General features: G+C 68.3%; 19 protein-coding genes. 9 read left to right on the top strand and 10 right to left on the bottom strand.

The window, feature by feature from the left end; genetic code table 11:
* Positions 1 to 28: 28 nt before the first annotated feature.
* Entirely contained in the window at positions 29 to 1,021 is a 993-nt protein-coding gene (locus tag ACFVM3_RS11830) for a hypothetical protein (RefSeq protein ID WP_072029967.1), read from the bottom strand.
* A 542-nt stretch (positions 1,022 to 1,563) separates the two neighbouring features.
* Here ACFVM3_RS11830 and ACFVM3_RS11825 point away from each other — a divergent pair.
* The 9 genes from ACFVM3_RS11825 to ACFVM3_RS11785 all read left to right on the top strand — a co-directional run bounded on the left by ACFVM3_RS11825 (position 1,564) and on the right by ACFVM3_RS11785 (position 13,776).
* Positions 1,564 to 2,541 (top strand): hypothetical protein, encoded by a 978-nt coding sequence (locus ACFVM3_RS11825; protein WP_043830802.1) that lies wholly within the window; start codon positions 1,564 to 1,566, stop codon positions 2,539 to 2,541.
* Positions 2,542 to 2,792: 251 nt separating this feature from the next.
* Entirely contained in the window at positions 2,793 to 3,041 is a 249-nt protein-coding gene (locus tag ACFVM3_RS11820) for a pilin (RefSeq protein WP_225950548.1), read from the top strand.
* Positions 3,042 to 3,044: 3 nt separating this feature from the next.
* Positions 3,045 to 5,039, top strand: coding sequence for a hypothetical protein (locus ACFVM3_RS11815; RefSeq protein WP_043830804.1), 1,995 nt, complete (start codon positions 3,045 to 3,047; stop codon positions 5,037 to 5,039).
* Complete coding sequence (locus tag ACFVM3_RS11810; protein ID WP_043830806.1) at positions 5,036 to 6,259, top strand: PrgI family protein; 1,224 nt, start codon at positions 5,036 to 5,038, stop codon at positions 6,257 to 6,259. The genes ACFVM3_RS11815 and ACFVM3_RS11810 overlap by 4 nt, the downstream gene beginning before the upstream one ends.
* Positions 6,259 to 8,169 (top strand): VirB4 family type IV secretion system protein, encoded by a 1,911-nt coding sequence (locus ACFVM3_RS11805; RefSeq protein ID WP_043830809.1) that lies wholly within the window; start codon positions 6,259 to 6,261, stop codon positions 8,167 to 8,169. The genes ACFVM3_RS11810 and ACFVM3_RS11805 overlap by 1 nt, the downstream gene beginning before the upstream one ends.
* 47 nt (positions 8,170 to 8,216) lie before the next feature.
* Complete coding sequence (locus ACFVM3_RS11800; protein ID WP_043830811.1) at positions 8,217 to 9,050, top strand: hypothetical protein; 834 nt, start codon at positions 8,217 to 8,219, stop codon at positions 9,048 to 9,050.
* Positions 9,051 to 9,099: 49 nt separating this feature from the next.
* Positions 9,100 to 11,643 (top strand): helicase HerA domain-containing protein, encoded by a 2,544-nt coding sequence (locus tag ACFVM3_RS11795; protein WP_112285675.1) that lies wholly within the window; start codon positions 9,100 to 9,102, stop codon positions 11,641 to 11,643.
* 169 nt (positions 11,644 to 11,812) lie between these two features.
* Positions 11,813 to 12,823, top strand: coding sequence for a replication-relaxation family protein (locus ACFVM3_RS11790; protein ID WP_323807863.1), 1,011 nt, complete (start codon positions 11,813 to 11,815; stop codon positions 12,821 to 12,823).
* The gene (locus tag ACFVM3_RS11785) at positions 12,820 to 13,776 is read left to right on the top strand and encodes a bifunctional lysozyme/C40 family peptidase (RefSeq protein WP_043830815.1); all 957 of its coding nucleotides are present in this window, start codon (positions 12,820 to 12,822) and stop codon (positions 13,774 to 13,776) included. Before ACFVM3_RS11790 ends, ACFVM3_RS11785 begins: the two co-directional genes overlap by 4 nt.
* Before the next feature lie 18 nt (positions 13,777 to 13,794).
* On the opposite strand, the gene ACFVM3_RS11780 is transcribed toward ACFVM3_RS11785, so the two are convergent.
* The 9 genes from ACFVM3_RS11780 to ACFVM3_RS11740 all read right to left on the bottom strand — a co-directional run bounded on the left by ACFVM3_RS11780 (position 13,795) and on the right by ACFVM3_RS11740 (position 20,305).
* Positions 13,795 to 15,291, bottom strand: coding sequence for a UvrD-helicase domain-containing protein (locus ACFVM3_RS11780; RefSeq protein ID WP_076153523.1), 1,497 nt, complete (start codon positions 15,289 to 15,291; stop codon positions 13,795 to 13,797).
* Positions 15,263 to 17,110, bottom strand: coding sequence for an ATP-dependent endonuclease (locus ACFVM3_RS11775; protein WP_076153525.1), 1,848 nt, complete (start codon positions 17,108 to 17,110; stop codon positions 15,263 to 15,265). The genes ACFVM3_RS11780 and ACFVM3_RS11775 overlap by 29 nt, the downstream gene beginning before the upstream one ends.
* A gap of 66 nt (positions 17,111 to 17,176) precedes the next feature.
* Entirely contained in the window at positions 17,177 to 17,467 is a 291-nt protein-coding gene (locus tag ACFVM3_RS11770) for a hypothetical protein (RefSeq protein ID WP_043830820.1), read from the bottom strand.
* 277 nt (positions 17,468 to 17,744) lie between these two features.
* Entirely contained in the window at positions 17,745 to 18,248 is a 504-nt protein-coding gene (locus ACFVM3_RS11765; protein ID WP_072029960.1) for a hypothetical protein, read from the bottom strand.
* 36 nt (positions 18,249 to 18,284) lie between these two features.
* Positions 18,285 to 18,419 carry a hypothetical protein gene (locus ACFVM3_RS11760; protein ID WP_264082894.1) on the bottom strand — a complete coding sequence of 45 codons (135 nt, stop codon included), beginning with the start codon at positions 18,417 to 18,419 and terminating at the stop codon, positions 18,285 to 18,287.
* Positions 18,416 to 19,294: a DNA-processing protein DprA gene (locus ACFVM3_RS11755; protein WP_051171989.1), complete on the bottom strand. Its 879-nt coding sequence runs from the start codon at positions 19,292 to 19,294 to the stop codon at positions 18,416 to 18,418. Before ACFVM3_RS11755 ends, ACFVM3_RS11760 begins: the two co-directional genes overlap by 4 nt.
* 107 nt (positions 19,295 to 19,401) lie before the next feature.
* On the bottom strand, positions 19,402 to 19,857 hold the full coding sequence (locus ACFVM3_RS11750) for a hypothetical protein (protein WP_043830822.1): 456 nt from the start codon (positions 19,855 to 19,857) through the stop codon (positions 19,402 to 19,404).
* Positions 19,851 to 19,985, bottom strand: a complete 135-nt coding sequence (locus ACFVM3_RS11745) for a hypothetical protein (protein WP_267284186.1) — start codon at positions 19,983 to 19,985, stop codon at positions 19,851 to 19,853. Before ACFVM3_RS11745 ends, ACFVM3_RS11750 begins: the two co-directional genes overlap by 7 nt.
* Positions 19,986 to 20,155: 170 nt before the next feature.
* Entirely contained in the window at positions 20,156 to 20,305 is a 150-nt protein-coding gene (locus tag ACFVM3_RS11740; RefSeq protein WP_157376277.1) for a hypothetical protein, read from the bottom strand.
* Between the last annotated feature and the right edge of the window lie 346 nt (positions 20,306 to 20,651).

Below are 20,651 nucleotides of genomic sequence, written 5' to 3'. Positions count from 1 at the left end.
GGGGAGTGGCCAGGGCGACGTGGGACGGTCAGCCATTGGAGGTCTCCTCCCCGTCGGCGGTGTCGGTCGGGGCCGGCTGGCGGGTGAACACGAAGAGGTCGTCGTGCACCTGGATGTGCCGAGCGGGCGTCGCGAGCGGTCGTGCCGGAGCCTGGGAACGGGAGTGCGTGGCCGGGGTCGCGACGGCGAGTGCGCCGTCGCGGACGGGCACGCGCAGCAGGGCGATGCGATCGATATAGCGCAGTCCGGCATGGTGCGCGGCGCGCACGAGCGAGCTTGCGGGGTCGGTGAGCCGACCACGGGCTCGCTCACCGTGTGTGATGACGGCAAGGGTGCCGGTCGGGGTGAGCAGACCGGCCCAGTCGGCCGGACGGACCCCGTCGAGGGTGCGCGGTTCGGCCGTGGTGATGACGAGGTCGTAGCGGTCCGGACCGACGCCGGTCGCGGTCGAGTGCGGTCCGGGACGACGGTGTGCCCACGGCTCGGCGGGCTGGTCGGTGGTCGGACTGGCGGTGCGGGGTCGGGGTCCGGACTCGGCCTCGGCCGACGCGTCGCCGGAGTGTTCGCCGGCCAGGTTGGGGTGCGCGACGGCCGTCTGAGTCCGGATGCTGCGGCCGAGTCGTACCACGGTCCAGCCCGCTTCGTGTAGTCCGGCGTACGGGCCGGGCCGGGACTGGTTACGGCCCGCCGTTGGTGACCACGATGCGGGCGGCGCGAGGTAGGGCGCGGGGGCAAGCAGGAGCATTCGCTGGCCGGGCTGGGTGTAGGTGGTGACGATCTTGATGACCGCAGTCAGCAACCAGTTGGCGAGCAGCCCGGTGCCCTCACGGAGTTCGTCTTGAGCGCACGGCCAGACGGTGCTCGGCTGGGCGGGACGAGGATGGTGCAGCGTGAGGCGCAGGGTGCGTAGGCGTGGTGTTCGCCGCCTCTGCGGTAGCGGGATCGGGACGGTCGGGGGGTCGGTCGGGCCGTGCTCCTGGGAGCCGTCTCCTGGGGAGCCGTTGCCGTGTGTCGGGGTCATCGCGGGTCTCCTCCGACGAGGTGGGGCTGTGCGTTCTGACGCCCCTTAACTCTGTATTTCGACCCCGTTTTGGACACGCCTCGCCAAACTTATTTGAGATGGCAAAGGTGCATGTTAATGGCGACTTGGCGTGATTCGAACAGTTCTGCCAAAGCCTCGACGCTGAGCCGCTCGTTCCGTCGACCCAGGTCGGCGCCCACCGTCTTCTGGGCCACTCTGTGGTCAGATTTTTCAAGATTTTTCGGCGGTGCCAGGTTGAGCTTGAGTGCCGACTGTATCCGGGCGCAGTTCGGCTACTAGCGTCGTACTAGTGACCAACTATAACTGCAGTTCGTCGGCTACTAGCGTCGATCGGGTTACGCGGGCCACGAGGGCGCTTTGTTGATCTTGCTTCATGGTGTTCGTGGGATGAAATAGTAGTTCGCTAGTAGCCTCGGCGCGGTTCGCTAGTTGGCGCCTAGTAATGATGTGGTATTTCCGTGGTATCGGTCGTGGCTTCCTGACGTCGTTGTTGTTCACATCGACGCCGTGGGAGTCACGACATGGCAGCACAATCCGTTTTCCGTCGCGCTGGCGACGAGGCCGTCCCGAACTCATTGGATATCGCGCGGGACACGTTTACCTGGCTAGTGACCGGGCCGCACCCGATATCGCTGAACGGCCGGCTCTTTCCCGGTCTGCCGGACCGGCACATTGCGCTGGACGAGGTCCGCGACCGACTGCTGGCGCGCCGGTGCCCGCAGGCGACGCGGGACGCGGTGTGGGCGCATCTGGTGCTGCGCTCCCGTACTGAAGGAGCGACCTGGACGATCGCCGCGGTCGGGGTCGCACTGCCCGCGCTGACTTCTGTCGCGGCGACCTTGACCAACCGGTTCGCCAACGATCCGGCCGACGTGCACGCCGAGGTTCTGCGCGGCTTCCTGACCGCGTTGTCGACCATCGATCTGCGTCCGCCGCGAATCATGCTGCGGCTGCGGTGGGCCGCCTACCGGTCCGGCTACTACGCGCTCGCCGAGGCGCTGGCGGGTCCGACTCCGGTCGCGCCAGGGTTCCGATCCACCCCGCCGCACGCGCCGTGGGGTCACCCGGATCTGGTCCTTGCCCGCGCGGTCGCGGACGGAGTCCTGACTCAGACCGAGGCCGCGCTGATTGGTGCGACTCGGTTGGAAGAGGTGCCCGTCGCGGACTGGGCTGCGCGGCACCAGACCGGCGAGTGGGCGGTCTACAAGGCGCGCAAACGCGCCGAGCTCCGGCTCGCCGCGTACCTGCGCGAGGGCGTCGCCGAGACCGATCCGACCGACCCGTTGACCGACCAGGTAGCCACCGCAGTGGCCCTGGCGCGACCGGTCGCACCGGCCCGCGACTTGCCGCGGTCGTCACTGTCCGTGTCGGTTAGTGAGGTCGAGTCGGGGCAGAAAATTCAGGGTCGCGTGTCCAAAACGGATGCGAAATCCGGAGTTCAGGGCTGCGGGACATCCCCGCGCTCAGCCCGACCTTCGGAGGTGCCCCAATGCGCCTGATCGATCGATTCTTCCCCGCCGCGAGCGGACCGCGCAGCGCCCGCCTCGATGGCACTCCGCAGCCGCCGGCCGAGGCCCCAGCGTCGAGCACGCCGGCCGAGATCACCGGCAGCGAGCCGACCAGTGCTCCGGTCACTAGGCCGGAGGCCTGGGTTCCGGTCCGTCCCCGCCGCTGGTCGCACGTGGCGTTGATTGTCGAGCTGGCGGTCCTCGCGCTGCTGGCGTCGGCGTCGGCGGCGCACGCCGACACGATGGTCGTCGCTCTGGCAGATTCGGTGACCACGGTCCTGAACAACGTCCGCAACTGGATCATGGGCATCTTGGCCGGCTTGGCCACGGTGTTCCTGTCCATCGGCGGTGTCCGATACGTGATGGGCGGTGGCGACCCCGGCGAGGTCGAGAAGGCCAAGACCGCCTTCAAGTCCGCCGGGTGGGGCTACGGCCTGGCAGCGCTCGCGCCGCTGGTCGTGGAGATCCTCAAAGGGATCGTGGGGGCCTGACCGATGGCCGGCACCCCGCCCACGGTTCGCCCGTACCGCCGGTCCGGCGGACCGGTCGCGACCGCTGCCGCCGGACGAATCGACGGGGACCGAGCGATGCTCTCCCCGGTCTCCGACGCCAGCGCCGACCGGCCGCCGGCTGGTCGGCACTGGCGCTGGTACGCGGGCTGGATGCTGGCGCTGAGCGTCGTCGTGCTCCTGGTCGGGGTCCTCGCGGTCAGCGCCTCGGCGCAGCCGACCACACCGAACCCGGATCCTTGCTTGGGGCCTGAGCCGCGGCCGATCCCCTGTGCCCCGCCTCCCACACCGACACAGCCCACACTCCCAATGCCGAGCGCGCCCAGCCCATCGACGGCGCCGCCAAGCACGCCGTGCACGGGTGAGGACTGCATCCCGCAGCCGACCACGCCGCCACCGACAAGTGGCCCGCAGCAGCCCGGCAGCGGCAACGGTGTCAGCGACTCGGACTGCGGGATCACCGACATCGGTGCCTGCATCACCGAGGCCATCAACTCGGCGTTCCGCAGCATCGTCGAAGCTGCGCTCTCGCCGATCCTGGAACTGATCGGGCACACCGCGCTGTCCACACCGACGATCAGCGACCTACCCGGCATCGGCGAACTCTGGAACAACTCGTGGGAGCTCGTGGTCGCTGCCTACGGCCTGCTCATCCTCCTCGGCGGCATCGTCGTGATGGGCCACGAGAGCGTCCAGGCGCGCTACTCGATCAAGGAGATCGGGCCCCGGATCCCGATCGCGTTCATGGCCTCGGCATTGAGCTTGTTTTTCGCCGACAAGCTCATCCGACTGGCCAACGGCCTGACCCTGGGCATCCTCGGCGACGGGGTCAACGCGCCCTCGCTGGGCAACACCCTCAAGGACGCCGTCGCCGGCATCCAGACCGGCGGACTGTTCATCATCCTGGTCGGCCTGGTGCTCGTCGTGGTGGGCCTGGGCCTGCTGGTCGTCTACGTGGTCCGGATCGTCATCACCCTCGTCTTGATCATCTCGGGCCCCTTGTTCCTGATGTTCCACGCCCTGCCGCACACCGACCCGCTGGCCCGCTGGTGGTGGAAGGCGATCACCGCGACGCTGGCGATCCAGGTCGCTCAAGCGCTGGTGCTGATCACCGCAGTGCGCACGTTCCTGTCCGGCGGCGTGCATCTGTTCGGCTCGACGCTGTCCGCGCTCGGCACGCTGGTCGCCGCGATCGCCTTGTTCTTCATCCTGTTCAAGATCCCGTTCTGGTTGTTATCGGCCGCCAAAGTCAGCTCTGGCCGGTCGTTCCTCGGAGGGCTGGCGAAGGCCTACATCGCGGCGAAGACCTTCGGCATGGTCGCCGGGAAGACCGGCGCACTGGGCAAGGTCGGCGGCGCGGTCGGGGCGAAGAGCGGCGGCGGAGGTGGTGGGGGTCGCGGTGGCGGGTCGGCAAATTCGCCGTGGCCTGCTCAGGCGCGCCTTGCGCCCACCCCGGAGATGGTCAACAAGCGGCTCAAGGCGGCCCAGGACGCCGAGCGCGTCCGCGCGGCCCGCCGGTCGCGGCTGCCCTCGCAGACGCCGCAGTTCCTGCAGCCCTCACCCCAAGACACCACCCACGACCCCGCCGTCACCCCGGCAAACCAGGGACCAGCCATGCCTCCTGAGTTCAGTTCCGCACCCAGGCCCGCCACGCCGATCTCACCGCCGCGGCGAGGGCAGCGGCCGGGATCGGCGCCCCAGTTCCAAGCAGCCGGTGGGCCGCGTCGACGCGGCGCCACCCCGCCGCCGGCCCGCCCGATCCGCACCGCGTCTGTGCCCCCGCAGTTGCAGTTCCGACCCGCCACGCCGCCGGCACCGCAGCCGTCGTCGCCACCCACGTCGGCGTCCGCGCCTGCCGCGCCGGTGTTCCGGCAGGCACAGCCCGAGCCGCGCATCGGCGACGCCTACCGGCGCACCCAGTCCGTTCCGCCGGCGCTGTTCCGCACGCCGAAACCCGCTCCAAGAGGTGAAGGGAAATGAGTCAGCCCGTCCGGATTCCTGCCGACGTCGATCGCGAGGACCGGGTGATCGGTCCGCTGACGGCGCGGCAGCTGCTCATCCTCGCCATCACTGGGATTGTGCTGTACGGGACGTACACGATCACCCGCGAGTTCGTGCCGCTGGTGGCGTTCCTCATCGTCGCCATCCCGATCGGGGTGACCGCCGCGTTCCTCGCGCTCGGCCAGCGCGACGGCATCACCCTCGACCGGTTGGTGCTGGCGGCGCTGCGGCAGCGGATGAGCCCGCAGCACCGAGTGGCCGCGCCGGAAGGCATCCGCCCGGCCCCCGAGTGGCTGGGCAGACAGGTCACGAATACCAGCAGCAAGAGCCGCGCCCAGGGGAAGGACGGCGGGGACGCCGCGGCGTCGACGGTCTCGCCGGCCGCGCTGCGGCTGCCCGCCGAAGCGGTCACCGATACCGGCGTCATCGACCTCTGCAAGGACGGGGTCGCCGTCGTCGCGGTCTGCTCGACGATCAACTTCGGGCTGCGCACCCCGGGCGAGCAGGAGTCCCTCGTCGCCTCCTTCGGGCGGTATCTGCACTCGCTGACCGCACCCGTGCAGGTGCTCATCCGCGCGGAACGACTGGACCTGTCCGGGCAGATCGCCGAGCTCCGCGAACAGGCCGGCGGCCTGCCGCACCCGGCGCTGGAACAGGCGGCGCGCGAGCACGCCGAGTACCTCGACCAACTCGGCCGCGCCACCGACCTGCTGCGCCGCCAAGTGCTGCTGATCCTGCGCGAACCGCTGCTCACCACGGGCCCGACCGACGGACTCGGCAGCGCCTCGCCACTGGCCGCGTTGACCGCGAAACGCAGGGCCGCCAAGCAGGCCGCCCTGGTCGACGACGCCACCCGGCGGGCCGCCGAAGCCCGGCTGGTCCGCCGGCTCAGCGAGGCGGTCGAGCTGCTGTCCCCCTCGGGGATCGTGGTCACCCCGCTGGACGCCGGACAGGCCACCGCGGTGCTCGCCGCGGCCTGCAACCCCGACAGCGTGATCCCGCCGAACTCCGGTCTCGCCGCCTCGGACGAGGTCATCACCACCGCCCCGGACGACGGCTGGGACGCAGGCGCGTTCGGCCGCGCCGCGTTCCCCACCGACGACGAGTTCGGCGAGGCCGAGGACGCCTGGGATGACGGCTTCGACGACACCGCCGAGGACCCCGACGACTACGTCAACTCCGCGGGGAGGTACCGCTGATGAAGACCAAGGACAAGCGCCGCGGCCGGAAGGCCCAGAGCGTGCAGCCGCCGCTCGGGCGGGCCAGCGCGTTCACTCCGGACGCCATCTCCGTCCGTCCTCGTGCGCTGGAAGTCGGTGGCGAATGGGTCGCGAGCTTCGCCGTCGTCGGCTACCCGCGCGAAGTGCACAACGGGTGGCTTCAGCCGCTGCTGACTTACCCCGGACGGGTCGACGTCTCGCTGCACATCGAGCCGATCGACCCGGTCACCGCGGCCAACCGTCTCAAGAAGCAGCTGTCGAAGCTCGAAAGCGGTCGCCGGCACACCAGTGAGAAGGGCCGGCTGGTCGACCCGCACGTCGAAGCCGCCACCGAGGATGCCTACGACTTGTCCGCACGGGTCGCCCGTGGCGAGGGCAAGCTTTACCGGCTCGGGCTGTACCTGACCGTGCACGCTCCCACCGAGGAGGCCCTCAGCGACGAGGTCGCCGCGATCCGGTCGTTGGCGGCGTCGCTGCTGCTGGACTGCAAACCGACCACGTACCGCAGCATGCAGGGCTGGATCACCAGCCTGCCCATGGGTCTGGACCTCGTCGGCATGCGCCGCACGTTCGACACCAGCGCGCTGTCTGCGGCGTTCCCGTTCACCTCACCGGACCTGCCACCGCCCGACCCGACCTCGGTCGGCGCACCGAGCGGCGTGCTCTACGGCTTCAACGTCGGAAGCCAGGGGTTGGTCCACCATGACCGGTTCGCCCTGGACAACCACAACTCGGTGATCCTCGGCCGCTCCGGCGCGGGCAAGAGCTACCTGGTGAAGCTGGAGTTGTTGCGGTCGTTGTATCGCGGGATCGAGATCCACGTCATCGACCCGGAGGACGAGTACGCCCGGCTGGCCGCCGCGGTCGGCGGAACGTATGTGCACCTCGGTGCCGAGCAGGTCCGGTTGAACCCGATGGACTTGCCGATCCACACCCGCCCGGACGGGCGCCGCACTGCACCGCGCAACGCGCTGATCCGCCGGTCGTTGTTCCTGCACACGGTGATCTCGGTGCTGCTGGGCAGTGAGCTCGAAGCGACCGAACGTGCGGCACTGGACCGGGCTATCACCGCGACCTACCAGCGCGTGGGGATCACCTCGGATCCGCGGACCTGGACCCGCCCGGCGCCGCTGCTGGCCGACCTCGCCGAGGTCCTCGCCGGGACCGGTGACCCCGCCGGGGTGGAACTCGCGGCGCGGCTGCACCCGTATGTCACCGGCGCGTTCTCGGGGCTGTTCTCCGGCCCGACGTCGACCCGTCCGGAGGGACACCTGGTGGTGTTCTCGCTGCGGGATCTCGCCGACGAGCTCAAGCCGATCGGCACGTTGCTGACGCTCGACGCGGTGTGGCGGCAGGTCTCTAACCCGGCCATCCGCAAGCCCAGGCTGGTCGTGGTCGACGAGGCGTGGCTGTTGATGAAGGAGCCCGCGGGCGCGGAGTTCTTGTTCCGGATGGCTAAGGCGTCCCGGAAACAGTGGGCCGGTCTCACGGTGGCCACCCAGGACACCGCGGACGTCCTGGGCTCGGATCTGGGTAAGGCAGTGGTGGCCAACGCCGCGACGCAGATCCTGCTGCGGCAAGCCTCCCAGGCGATCGACGAGATCACCCGCACCTTCGACCTGTCTATGGGTGAGCGCCAGTTCCTGCTCTCCGCGGACCGTGGCCAGGGCCTCCTGTCGACCGGGACGCAGCGCGTGGCATTCCAGTCCATCGCCTCACCGGTCGAGCATCAATTGGTCACGACTGACCCCGCCGAAATCGCCGGGTATTCCGACACCTCGTCGGGAATCGAGAACTCCTTCGTCGAACTCGGCGCGGACGACACCGCGGGAATCGCGGACTCGTTCGACGATGGCAACGCGTCGCAGATCGAACTCGACGCCGCCTAATCGCAGGAATCAATCCGTATACACCGAATCGCACCCAGGGGATACCCATGTCTACGTCATTGCCCATTTCCGCCACCGTTAACCGGCCCACGCGGCTGCTCACGCAAAACAGCGAGATGCGCCAGATTGGCGTGTGGAACTGGTCGCTGCCGGCCTGGGCCGGCCGCTTGGCTGACGGTCGCACTTACAACACCTGTCCGTCGGCCGGAATCTGCGCGCAGGCGTGCTACGCCCGGCACGGCACCTACACCTGGCCGGTCGTCCGCGCCAAGCACCAGGCGAACCTGATGTACGTCCTGGACGACCTGGCCGGCTGGCAGGCCGCCATGGTCGCGGAACTCGGCGCGGCCAAGTTCCGGGGCGCCTGGATCAGAATTCACGACAGCGGCGATTTCTTCTCCGACGCCTACCTTCAGGCATGGCTGGATATTTGCCGGACTCGACCCGACACGAATTTCTACGCCTACACCAAAGAGGTGTCCCGATTCCGGACGCTCGTCGAGCCTGGCCCGCCGCCGAATTTTCTGTGGGTCTACTCGTATGGCGGGACACAGGATGCCGCGTTGAATCCCGCCGTCGACCGGATCGCAGATGTGTTTCCCGACGAGCCTGCGATCGCCGAGGCGGGCTGGGCCTCGCAGGAAGCCAGCGACCTGCTCGCGGTCCTGGGCCCGCGGCTGGTCGGGGTGCCGGCCAACCGCATTCCCGCCTACCTCAAGCGGCTGGCCGGGCGCCGGTTCTCCGCGTGGCAAGCCGAGGTCGACGCCGACCGCGCCGCCCGCCGAGGCCGCCGGCACCTGCGGCTCGTCGTCGACAACACCCGCCCCGACCACAGCCAGCAGCCCACGGCCGAGCCGGCTGACCAGCCGTGGGCGGCTTGACCGCAGCTCGCATCCGTCCCGTCGACCGCTTTGCGTGGGGAGGTCCCCGATGTCCTGGCCAATCACCGCCACACCCCTGTCCGCCCTCATCCCACCGCATATTGAGCAGACCGCGGACGTGCTCGCCTCACCGGTCGGCGACTACCTGCGTGACCCGCTCGGCGCGTTCCAGAACGTGCTGGCGCACCTGCGCGACCTCGCCCTGACCTGGGGCCCGATCGTCGGGCCGGTGCTCGCGGTCGCTGTCACCGCCGCGGTCGTCGCGCGCCGTCGGTGGCGCCGCCGCTACCACCAGCGCCTGATGATCGATGCTCGCCTGATCACCGTGCTCGCGCCGCCGACGGTCGACCCGTCCGGGGCGATCACGGTGTGGTCCAACCTCGTCGGATTGCTGCGGCCGGGGTGGCGGCGTCGCTTCGGCGGGCAGCCGCACCTGAGCTTCGAGCTGACATTCACCGACGACGGCGTGCAGATCCGGCTGTGGGTGCCTGGCCTGGTGCCGCCCGGCATGGTCGAGCGCGCGATCGAGGCCGCCTGGCCCGGCGCGCACACCCGCACCACCCCCGCCAAGCCCCCGATCCCGACCACGACGGCAGCGGGTCGGCGGGTCGAGGCGGTCGGTGGCGAGCTGCGGCTGGCGCGCTCGGAAGCACTGCCGATCCGCACCGAGCACCCGGCCGACCCGATTCGCGCGATGCTCGGCGCACCGGTCGGGCTCGGCCCGCACGAGCGGGCATGCGTGCAGATCCTCGCCCGCCCGGTCGCCGGCCACCGAGTGACCAAAGCCCGCCGCGCCGCCCGGCGGGTGCACGCGGGCGGGTCGGTTCATCTGGTCGGCCGGCTGCTCGACGTCATCACGCCGGGCAAGACCCCGAAGTCGTCGACCAGCACGCGGACGCCGGGCCTGGATCGGCAGACCAGCCTGGAGTACGCCGCCCAGGACCGTGCTGTGGTCGAGAAGCTGCGGGCGAACCAATTCGAGACCCGTATTTGCTACGCCGTGGCCACCACCGTGCCCGAGGACGCCACGTCGGGCGAGGTTCAGGCGGTGCGGGAGGTGCTGCGGGGTCGCGGGCACGCGATCGCCTCGGCGTTCGCCGCCTACTCCGAGCACAACTACTACCGCCGGGTTCGGATCCGTCGAGATCCGGTCGCCGTGCTGGCCGAACGCCGCCTGGGCAAGGGCGACCTGCTCTCGATCCTCGAGCTGGCCGCAATCGCGCACCTGCCGATCGACGAGTCCACCCCCGGCCTGCAGCGGGCCGGCGCGAAGGCCGTGCCGCCCCCGCCGGGTATCGCCACGGCCGGGGAGCAGATCAAGCCCCTGGGGCTGTCGGACTCCGGGCACTCCCGCCCGGTCGGCCTGCACGTCGCCGACGCCCGCCACCACCTGCACATCCTCGGCGCCACCGGTAGCGGCAAGTCGGAGCTGATGGCCCGGATGATCCTGGCCGACGCCGAGGCCGGCCGAGGTGTCGTCGTGGTCGATCCGAAGGGCGACCTCGTGTCGGACATCCTGATGCGCCTGCCCGAGGAGCTCGGCGAGAAGGTCGTGCTGTTCGACGCCGACTCCCGCGCCCGCCCGCCGGTGCTCAACCCGTTGGAGGGAGCGGATAAGGCCCGCGCGGTCGACAACCTGGTCTCGATCTTCTCCCGGATCTACGCCTCGTCGTGGGGGCCGCGCACCGACGACATCCTGCGCGCCGGGCTGCTCACCCTGACCGCGATGCCCGGTACCCCGACGCTGGTCGACCTGCCCAAGCTGTTGACCGTGCCGGCGTTCCGGCAACGGGCCTGCGACCAGATCGATGACGAGGTCCTCAAGGGCTTCTGGTCCTGGTACGACGACCTGTCCGAAGCCAGCCGCGCACAAGTGATCGCGCCGCTGATGAACAAAATCCGCGGCTTCCTGCTGCGCCCGTTCGTCCGCGCCGCCATCGCCGGTGGAACGTCCACTATGGACATGGATGAGGTGCTCAACACCGGTGGGATCTGCCTGGTGCGCATCGCTCGCGACGCGCTAGGGATGGAAACCGCGCGGCTGGTCGGTTCCATCGTCGTGGCCCGCACCTGGCAGGCCGCGACTCGCCGAGCTCGCGTCCCGCAGCGCCAACGCCGCGACTGCGGGCTGTACGTGGACGAGTGCCACAACTTCCTGAACCTGGCCTATCCATTGGAGGACATGCTCGCCGAGGCCCGCGGCTACCGACTCTCCATGGCGTTGGCACACCAGTACCTCGGACAGCTACCGAAGGAGCTCGAAGAGGGCGTCAGCACCAACGCGCGCAGCAAGATCTTCTTCAACGCCTCGCCCGAGGACGCCAAGCGGCTGGCCCGGCACACCATGCCGCGGCTGAGCGATCACGACCTGTCCAATCTCGGCGTGTACCACGTCGCCGCTCGGCTAGTCCTGGGCGGCGAGGAAGCGCCGCCGTTCACCGCGGTTACCGAGAAGCTCCCGCCCGCGATTCCCGGACGCGCCAAGGCAATCCGCAAAGCAGCCAGGGTCAATACCCGCCCGCCCGTCACCAACGCCGACAACGCAACGGGCCGCCCCGGTCAGCCCACTGTAGACCCCCGCCGCGCGGTCTGACCTGTCGGGCCTTGTTCTCCCGCAACGCATGTGGGCTCACCTATCGCGCCCGTTCCGCTCCGGTGATCCCGCATGCGTTGCCTTCACCTTCCCCCATTCCGGCCCAACGACTGGGAGGTGCCGACCCATGATTTCGAATCCCACGCCTCAGAGGGCATTGCGCGGGCACATGCCCCAACGCCCCACGCCACGGGCGGCCACCACCGGGGAGCACCACGCCCAGCTCGCCGGACGGCTCACCCTCCGGGACCGCTGGCTTGCTCGGATGCTGCACGAGCACAAGGTCTTCACCACCCAGCAGATCGTCGAACTCTGCTACCCGACCATGCGCGCGGCCAACCACCGCCTGCTCAACCTGTTCAAGTGGCGCGTCGTCGACCGCTTTCAGCCGTTCGTCAGCTCCGGCACCGCACCGATGCACTACGTGCTCGACATCGCCGGCTCGGTCGCCCTCGCCTACGAGGATGGTCTCGACCCCAAGCAACTGGGCTACCGCCACGAAGACGCCATCGGCATCGCCCACTCCCTGCGCCTCGCACACACCGTGGGCGTCAACGGCGTTTTCACCAGCCTCGTTGCACTCAGCCGACGGCCAGGTGCCCGCGGCCGCCTGACCGCGTGGTGGTCCGAGCTTCGCTGCGGCCGGCTCTTCGGCGACATGGTCCGCCCCGACGCCTACGGCCGTTGGCGCGAAGACGGCCACCAGATCGAGTTCTTCCTCGAATTCGACTTCGGCACCGAGGACCTCGGCAAGCTCGCCCGCAAGCTCCACGGTTACGAAAAGCTCGCCATCGCAACAGGAATCACCACACCCGTCCTGGTGTGGCTGCCCACCAACCGCCGCGAGACCAACGTGCTCACGGCGCTCGCCGACGCCCTGTCCCAGTTGGACCGGCCAGCGCTCGTGCCCGTAGCCACCAGCGCCGCAGATGTCGCTGGCGTGGCTGGCGAGGACAACCCCGCCGTCGCGCGGTGGTTGCCGATCTCCGGTCCGGCGTCGCGACGGCCGGGTCGACTGCGGCTCGTCGAGCTCGCGCGGTTCTGGCCCCACGTCGCACCGCCCACCGCTGTCCAGTCCTCGACATCGGCTCAAGCGCAGCAGGCGCCCGCGGACCTGGCCGCGCCGGACCCGCACCCACCACCCCTACCCACCAGCCACTTCCGGAAGGTGACTCCATGAAGATCGCCGTTGCCGCTGTCGCGGCCATCATCGCTATCCCCATCCTCATCGGGGGTGTCGGCAAAGCCATCGTCAGTGCGCTGTTCGGTACCGGTGGCACCGAGCCGAGCCAGGCCGCGGTCGCCGAGATCCCCAACGACTACCTGTCGCTCTACCGAGCCGCAGCCTCCGTGTGCCCAGGGCTGGACTGGACGATCCTCGCCGCGATCGGCGACGCCGAATCCAAGCACGGCCGCGGATCCGGCGACGGCATCACGGAAGGCGAGAACTACATGGGGGCCGGCGGCCCCATGCAGTTCCTCAAGCCCACCTTCGACGGTGTGATTGCACGCCACACGATCCCGCCCGGTGGCTCGAACCCGCCCTCCCGCTACAACCCGCACGACGCCATCTACGCCGCCGCGTTTTACCTGTGCGATTCCGGCGCACAGAAAGACATCCGCAAGGCGCTCTTCGCCTACAACCATGACGAGGAGTACGTCAACGGCGTTCTGGCTCAGGCAAAACGGTACGGCACCGCCACCGTCGGAACCGGCGACTGCAACAAGATCCAGGCACCCAACCCCGCCGCGATCATGGCAATCAACTTCGCCTGCGGCCAACTCGGCCTGCCCTACGTATGGGGTGGCAACGGACCAGCCGGCGGCCATGCCGGCTTCGACTGCTCTGGCCTCACCAAAGCTGCCTACAACGCCGCCGGCATCAACCTGCCTCGTACCGCGCAGACTCAGTACAACGCGGGTCCACTGGTGCCCGCCGGCCAACCGCTGCTTCCCGGCGACCTGGTCTTCTACGGCACAACCGGCAACGTCCACCACGTCGGCCTGTACATCGGTGCAGGGAAGATGGTGCACGCCCCGACGTTCGGCGAGCCGGTCCAGGTCAGCAACTACCGCTGGAACGGGGATGACTATCTGGCGGCCTCGCGGCCCACGGTCGATTCGCGCTTGTAGCAGAAGAATCGGTGCTCGTCAGCAGCGGACGACTTTCTTTGCAGCACGGGTTAGAGCAACGTACAGGACGCGATCGTCAAAACGTTCCTGTTTCAGCCCTGCCGTCAGCCTGGCCACCTCGACATCAGCGAGTCGCAGGCCGACAACTGGCCATTCACGTCCCTTTGCTTGGTGCACTGTCATTCCGGCGACCACATGTGGCTGGTTCATGCGGCGTGCCAAGGCGAGTAGCCGGTCTAGTTGGACAGCCTCCCCGGCTTCTGGCATGCGACGGAGTTGGCGAGGGCTTCCAAGTAGGCGAAGTACCGCCCTGAGTGCTGTGATCGCTGCCGTAGCCGCTTGCGTGGTTGCCGGTCGGAGTGTTTCAAGTACTGCTCCAAGGAGGGCTCCTTCAGCGCGGACTATGTCTGGCTCAAGACCGAGCAGCGCTGCTGCTTCGTCGGCGTAGATTGCAGCGTGTCCGAAGTGTCCCTGCACGAGCCGGTCCAGCAGAAGCGCGATCGCGGCATCAGTTTGGTTGTCCAATCGGCCGAATGACAAAGGCAGGATGCAGTCGGGGCCTGTCCAGAGGTTGTCCCACCTGTGCGCGAGAACTACGTTGCATTCGGTGGCGTCGTTGGTCACGTCGAGAGCGATCGGTCGGTGTGCTCGCGCCAACTCGGCGATGCCGATCATCGCCGGTGTCTCGAAGCGGAAAGACGCCGAGACGGGGAAAGATTCGAACCCCTCGTGTTCCACAAGTTGGGGAACGAGCTCTGGACGGGCACCACGGAAGTCGTACAGCGCCTGCCAAGGATCACCGATCACAGTGGTACTGATTCTGGCGGACGCCGCGAGACGAACGAGTTCGAGATCGAGCTCGTTTGCATCGAACACCTCGTCGACGATGATCGCTTTCGTGGTAGCGGTAAGGTACTTGGCTACCTCCATGCGCAGTTCGGCGCGTCGAAGAACAGCGGCGATGATCTGACGCACTTCGGTGTGCGTACATCGTCCAGCCGCCAGGTGCTCCTCGAAGTGTCTCTTGGCGCCGATGTTGTAGTCGGGCCTCGTGATCTTGACGCCATGCGATCCGACCGTGGTCCCGTGCAGCACGGCGATCCGCCGGTAGTCCATCTCTTTCGACATCCAGCGGGCCCCGGTCTGCCCTCTCCACGTGTCCAGAACGGTTAGTTCCGTATGGTCGCCCATCCAGGAGATGACCTGCCGTCGCAGGAGAAACGCCAGGATTTCGCAGTGCAGTGTGTCGAGCGTGAGGGCTTGGTGGGGCCAGGAGAGCGCTCCGCTACCCCAGCGGCGACGGATTCGAGCAGCGAGTTCACCGCGCGCCGATCTGGTGAAGCTGAGCGCCAGGATCCTGCGAAGATCGGTGGGAGTGTCGTACCGGATCACGCCAAATCGCTCTGCGGCAACGGTGGTTTTCCCTGATCCTGGTGCTGCCACGATGAACGCGCGGTTCGCCGTGGTCGTCGCGGCGGCGCGCTGTTCAGAGGTCAGCGGCGATCGGGTCGGCATCGTCGTCCTTTGCGGCGGCGTAGAGGAAATCGAACATCTTTGCCACGTGTTCAGGCACCGTGACATGTTCGCCGTCTTCGCTGCGGCGCATGAGTTCGTCTGCGAAGGCGAGCGCGAACTCGGCCTTGCGCTTCTTGCCTGTGGTGGCGAAAAGGGTGTCGATGGCGTCGGGAGTGAAGGGTTCAGGTGGCGTGACGCTGATCTGTGTCAGGGCTTCGCGCACGGCTTCCTCGTTGCCGGGGGTGAAGGCTGGTTCGAGCGTCGGCTGGTTGTAGAAGCCCTGCACGTTCTGGGGATCGCTTTTGCTGAGCCATTGGGGTTGGGTGAAGGTCTCGGGAGGCCGCTTATCGGTGTCGGTGAATATGGCGATGCGGCTGGCAATCTCGTGCCCAGGTGCCGCCAGAAGGTCGACTGGCCAGCGGCCTGGCTTGCAGCCCATCACGGTGATCGTGAGCGCCTCGATGAACCGGCGCTTGAGGTCGTCGGGTCCGGCCCAGAAGCGGCCGAACTGCCGTAGTACCGCCCCCTCGGTGACGCCTTCGGTGATGATCATGCGCTCCGCGAAGAGCGCGGACGACCGGGTCGTGTCAAGGTGCAGCCGTGCCATCCGCAAGGTTCGCTTCTTGTCGTGAATGGGCATGGTGGCCATGACGCGCGAGGCGCGTCGTCCGTCCTGCAGCCGCCGCAGCACGACCAGTTCATCCGGCTTGCACGCCGAGATGATGTCGCCTGCGTGACTGCTGATGATCGTCTGAAGCTCCGGCCGTGCGGAGGTGATTTGCCGCAGGTACCGGGTCAGGCCGTGTTGCAGTTGCGGGTGCAGGTGCGCCTCGGGCTCCTCGATAACGACCGTGACGTGAAACCGATCAGGGAAGAACGCGTCTTCTCGCGATTCCGCCTCAGCTTCGCGTTGGGCGTCCCGTTCTGCTTCAGTGAGTTCATCTGCTCCTTCCTGAGCGCCCGCATCGGCTCCGTCCTCGTCAGCTCCCGCGTCCCCTCCCTCTGGAGCCTCGGCGGACTTGGTCATGTCCGGAATGGCGGCGAGGGTGACGGCGATGTGCAGCAGGTTGACATATCCCAGGCCAGATACTTCGAGTCGCTGGGCGAAAGCTCGGTCGTCGATAGCGCCCAGGAGCAACTCCAGCACCCTGGCGAGGTACGCGTCGTCGACAACCTGCCCCCCGACGAATGCGAACTGGTGGCTGACTCCGGACGACAGCGCGGTGAGGTGACCGCGGACGCGCTGCTCGACGGCCTCGATGAGGCCGGTCTTAGTGAGGGCATCGAGCAGTCTCCTCGCGCGGGAGCGGAGGTCAGCCAAGTTTCGATGGCCGCTGCGGGCTTGTTGCTCCGCGCGGAACAACTCGATCAGGACCTGCGCCTCCCGGCGGGCCAACTCGTCGAGCGGGTTGCGGTACGCCGGCAGGTAGATGAGCCGCAGCGCGTCGAACTCTTCAGGTTCCGAACCAACGGTCTTCGCGCGGACGCGGCCAAGGTTCCGTTCGAGCTGACGGGTCCAAGTCGGTGCCGGCATCGCGAGGTTCTGCAACATCTGCCCGACCGGGCCCTCGTCCGCCTCGGCGCTGAATGCGTACGAGATGTCGATCTGGCGGGGCGGGGCGGTGGCGAGGGTGGCGACAGTGGGTCGAGAGATCTGCGGGAAGCTGTGCGGGTGCGCCAGGTACAACGCGTCCGCCACCGTGCTCTTGCCAGCGTTATTCGCCCCGACCAACAGCGAGAAGCGTCCGGGAAACTCGCAGACGATCTCCTCGTCGCCGGCAGCTCGGAACCCGCGCACAGCCACCCGCTGTAGATACACCCATCCTCCATGCGTTGGGGCCGGCGCCTGAGCGTGGTCGCCAGCGGTTCGGCGATAGCGCGGACGTCAGCCGGCCGTGGTGTCTTGTTCGGTTTCCTTGCCTTCGAGCAGCTTGTACAGGTTGGTCCGGTCCATGCCCAGGGCGCGGGCGACCTGCGCTTTCGGGACCTTGTCCTCGATGGCCGCGGTCATGCGATCGAACCGCACGTCACGGGCCTTCTTGAGCTCGTCGAGTGTCGTGACCCGCTGGGCCTGAAGCGCTGCTTCTTGATCACGGACGCTCTGGAGCCGATCCTGGAGTTCCTTGACCTCGGCAGCACTTTCCCGAAGCAGCTCGAAGTGCTGTTCCTTGTCCACTTCCTGCCTCCTTCCAGGTCGCTCGTGGTGCAGATCGTGTCGACCCGCACTCCATGTTGTATCACGCTGTAGAGGACAACACTCCAGTTCGACATCTGGTGGGTTTCGCGCCGGACCTGGCTGTTCGCACTGCGTCCGGCGCGGGACCCACCAGATTGTGCCAATGCGCCCCTCTTGCCCTGCGGTTTCAATCGCCGAGCCAAGCGTGACGGCCGACCTCGGCGAGTTCCGTTCGGCGCTGCTGCCAGTCCGGCATCCAGAGGTACATCCGCCGTTGTCATGCGCGGCCGTGGGCGCGCGTCCGTTTGGCTGGGTGGCGTGCGCCTGTTCGTGGACGAGCACGTACTCGATGAGCCGCATCGGCAGGCCGAACACGGCCCAGTGCAGCGTCGTCGTTTGCTTCGGCGGCCCCTCGTAGATGCCCTAACGGGCGCCGTCCGAGGTCGCGCACGGCGTAGCTCAGGCCGGCGATGTGGCCGTCCAGTTCGTAGTGGCGCCCTTCGCGGCGCAACCAAGCGAGCCCGACCTGCTGGTACAGCCCGATCACTGCCCGGCGGACCAGCTCTGGCCGCTGCCTCCGCGCGGACAAGACGCCGTCGGACGTGGTCAGAGGCAGCTGTGCGGTGCCCGCGGGCGAGGCGTCGACGAGCTGGAGCCGGTAACGCTGGCCGAGCAGGTCGAACTCCTCGCCGTCGACGAGCTCCTTTACCGCGTGATCCGGGGCCAACCGCGTGGCTCTCTCGACCTTCTCGGCGGATCCATCGACGATGGCTGCCGACAAACCGCGCAACCTGCTCCGGGGTGGCCGTCGGTGGGATCAGCACGGCGCCGCCTCCGGATTGACCTGAATGCCGGTCTTGCGCCGTCGTGGACGGATGGCCACCTCGACCTGCCACTCGGGCGGCAGGTCGAGGGCGGTCAGTGCGGTCAGGAAGGCGTCCGGGCCGGTCATCGCACTCCCTCCTGGTAGTTGATGTGCTCGACCGAACTGGCCACGGTGGCGGCGCCGGTGCGCAGCAACTCGTTCACGCCCTTCGACGTCACGAAGTGGATCGAGCCCGGCACGCCGTAGACCCGGCGGCCGAGTTCTCCAGCGGCACGGGCCACGGCGAGGGCACCGCTGCGCTGTCCTGCCTCGACGATGACGGTCGCCGCGGCGAGAGCAGCCAACAGCCGGCACCGCGCGTGGAACCGGATGCGGGTCGGTCGTGTGCCGATCGGGTACTCGCTGACCAGCAACCCGCCCTGCTCGATCACCGCCTGGTAGAGCCGGGCGTGCTGGTGCGGATGGGTCCGGTCAACCCCGTTGGCGAGCACGACGACCGTCCTGCCGTCTGCGGCCAGTGCGCCGCGGTGCGCTGCTTCGTCAACGCCGAGGCTGCCGCCGCTGAGGACGGTCACCCCGGCACGGGCGAGTTTGTAACTGACGTCCCCCGCGACTGTGTTTCCGCACTCCGTCGACGCGCGGGCGCCCGTGATGGTGACGGCGAGGCTGGTGAGCTCGGCCAACGAACCGCTGCCGCGCACCCAAAGCGCGAGCGGAACGCCGAGGCCGGCTAGGCCGATCCGCCTTCCGAGCGGCCAGTCGCCGTCTTCGGGCTTGAGCAGGCGGGCCGTGCAGTTGTCGAGTGCCCGCAGGTCGTCGTCGATCCGAGCGTCAGGCCGGGTGACCTCGCTGAGCACGGCGGCGGGGGCGGTGCCGCGCCGAATCTGCGCGACGGCGTCGACCGGCCCGTGGACGGCGACGTAGTGGTGAAGGGCGGGCGCGGGTGGTTCGGCCGCGCGCAGAAGGAACAGCCGGGCGTGCAGTTCGTCGTGTGAAGGCATGGTTCAACTCCTCGATGGGCAGGGCTTGCTCGGGTCGGTGGACTCCACAGCTGCGGTTGGCGCTGGTCCGGCTAGGGCTCGGTGCGGTCGTGCAGCGGGATGGGCAGTCAGTGCCCGATCAGCTCGCGCCAGCGCCCATCACCCGTGTGGAGGTGAGCGCCGGAGGCCATGAACCACTTGCCGGGCGGAGCGTCTGCCGGGCGCACGACGTAGCGGCCGTACTGGAACAACAGGTAGACGCTCGGCGCGTCGTCGGAGGGTTCGGAGATCGGGGCGAAGGCTGGCAGCGTCCGGTCTTCCCCAACACCGAGGATGGTGACGTGGCGGACGCGGTAGGACAGGCCCTTGTTGGGGCAGTGGATCGGGCCGGTCAGGACCTCCGCGCGCAGTCCTTTCTGGATCACCGGGACCTCGATGACGCCGTCGCCGACTTCGGGGATCTGGTCGAGTTCCGCGATGCCCCAGGGTGTCTCGGTGTAGGCAGCTAGAAGCCGGTAGGCCGGGACATAGTCGGTGCCATGGCGTACGGTCGCTTTGGCCTCGGCGGGCAGCCGGGTCAGCACCGTCTCGCGTAAGCGACGTGTCCAATCGTGCGCCTCGCTTGGTGCCCGACGATCGTGCCGCTGGCCTGGTACTCGTAGCATTCCAGCAGGCACAGCACGGCGATCGGATGCAGCGTGCGGTCGGTCACCGTTGCGACGTAGTCTGGCGGCTCGCCGTCCTCCTGCTCGACGTCGCGATGGGGTCGGTGCTACTGAAGTGGCTCTGGTCCGCCGCCTCTTGCACGAGAACAGCGTCGCCGTGCAAGATCGCTTCGGGCCTGGCCTGCTTCTGCTTCTGTTCGGGCAGCCATTGTCCAAACTAGCCCGACTGAGACGTGACCAGATCGTCCATGAGGATGGCGAAACTCGGATCGTGCTGGGCGCCGAGCCAGTGGACTTGCCCAGTCCGCTGGACGGTCTCGTGTGCCAATTCGCCGACGACCGGCGCGGGCACGCCGTCCTCGGCCACACCGACCAACCATCCGTTGGCTGTTTCCCGGAGGCGCTCCGGGACGGCCGATCAGCGCCGCCCGCCTCATGACCAGACTTCACCCACTGGGTATCCGGGGCCCGGCTCCGCACGCAGCACTGTCCTCATGGACCTCGCCAGCCAGCTGCCACCAGTCGTGCTCAGCAAGCTGCTCGGCATCCACATCAACACCGCCACATACTGGGCCCACCAGGCCAATAGGTCTGGCGCCGCCTACGCCGCCGACCTAGTACTGCAACGGCAGTTGGTCGTCGTGTGGTAGATCATCGTTGTGGTGGTCGATGTGGTGATGGGGCAGCTGGATCGGGTTCATGATCGGATCGCG

Source organism: Amycolatopsis sp. NPDC057786, assembly GCF_042797905.1.
In the GTDB taxonomy this organism is placed as follows: domain Bacteria; phylum Actinomycetota; class Actinomycetes; order Mycobacteriales; family Pseudonocardiaceae; genus Amycolatopsis.
This window is presented reverse-complemented; position numbering and strand designations above follow the sequence as displayed.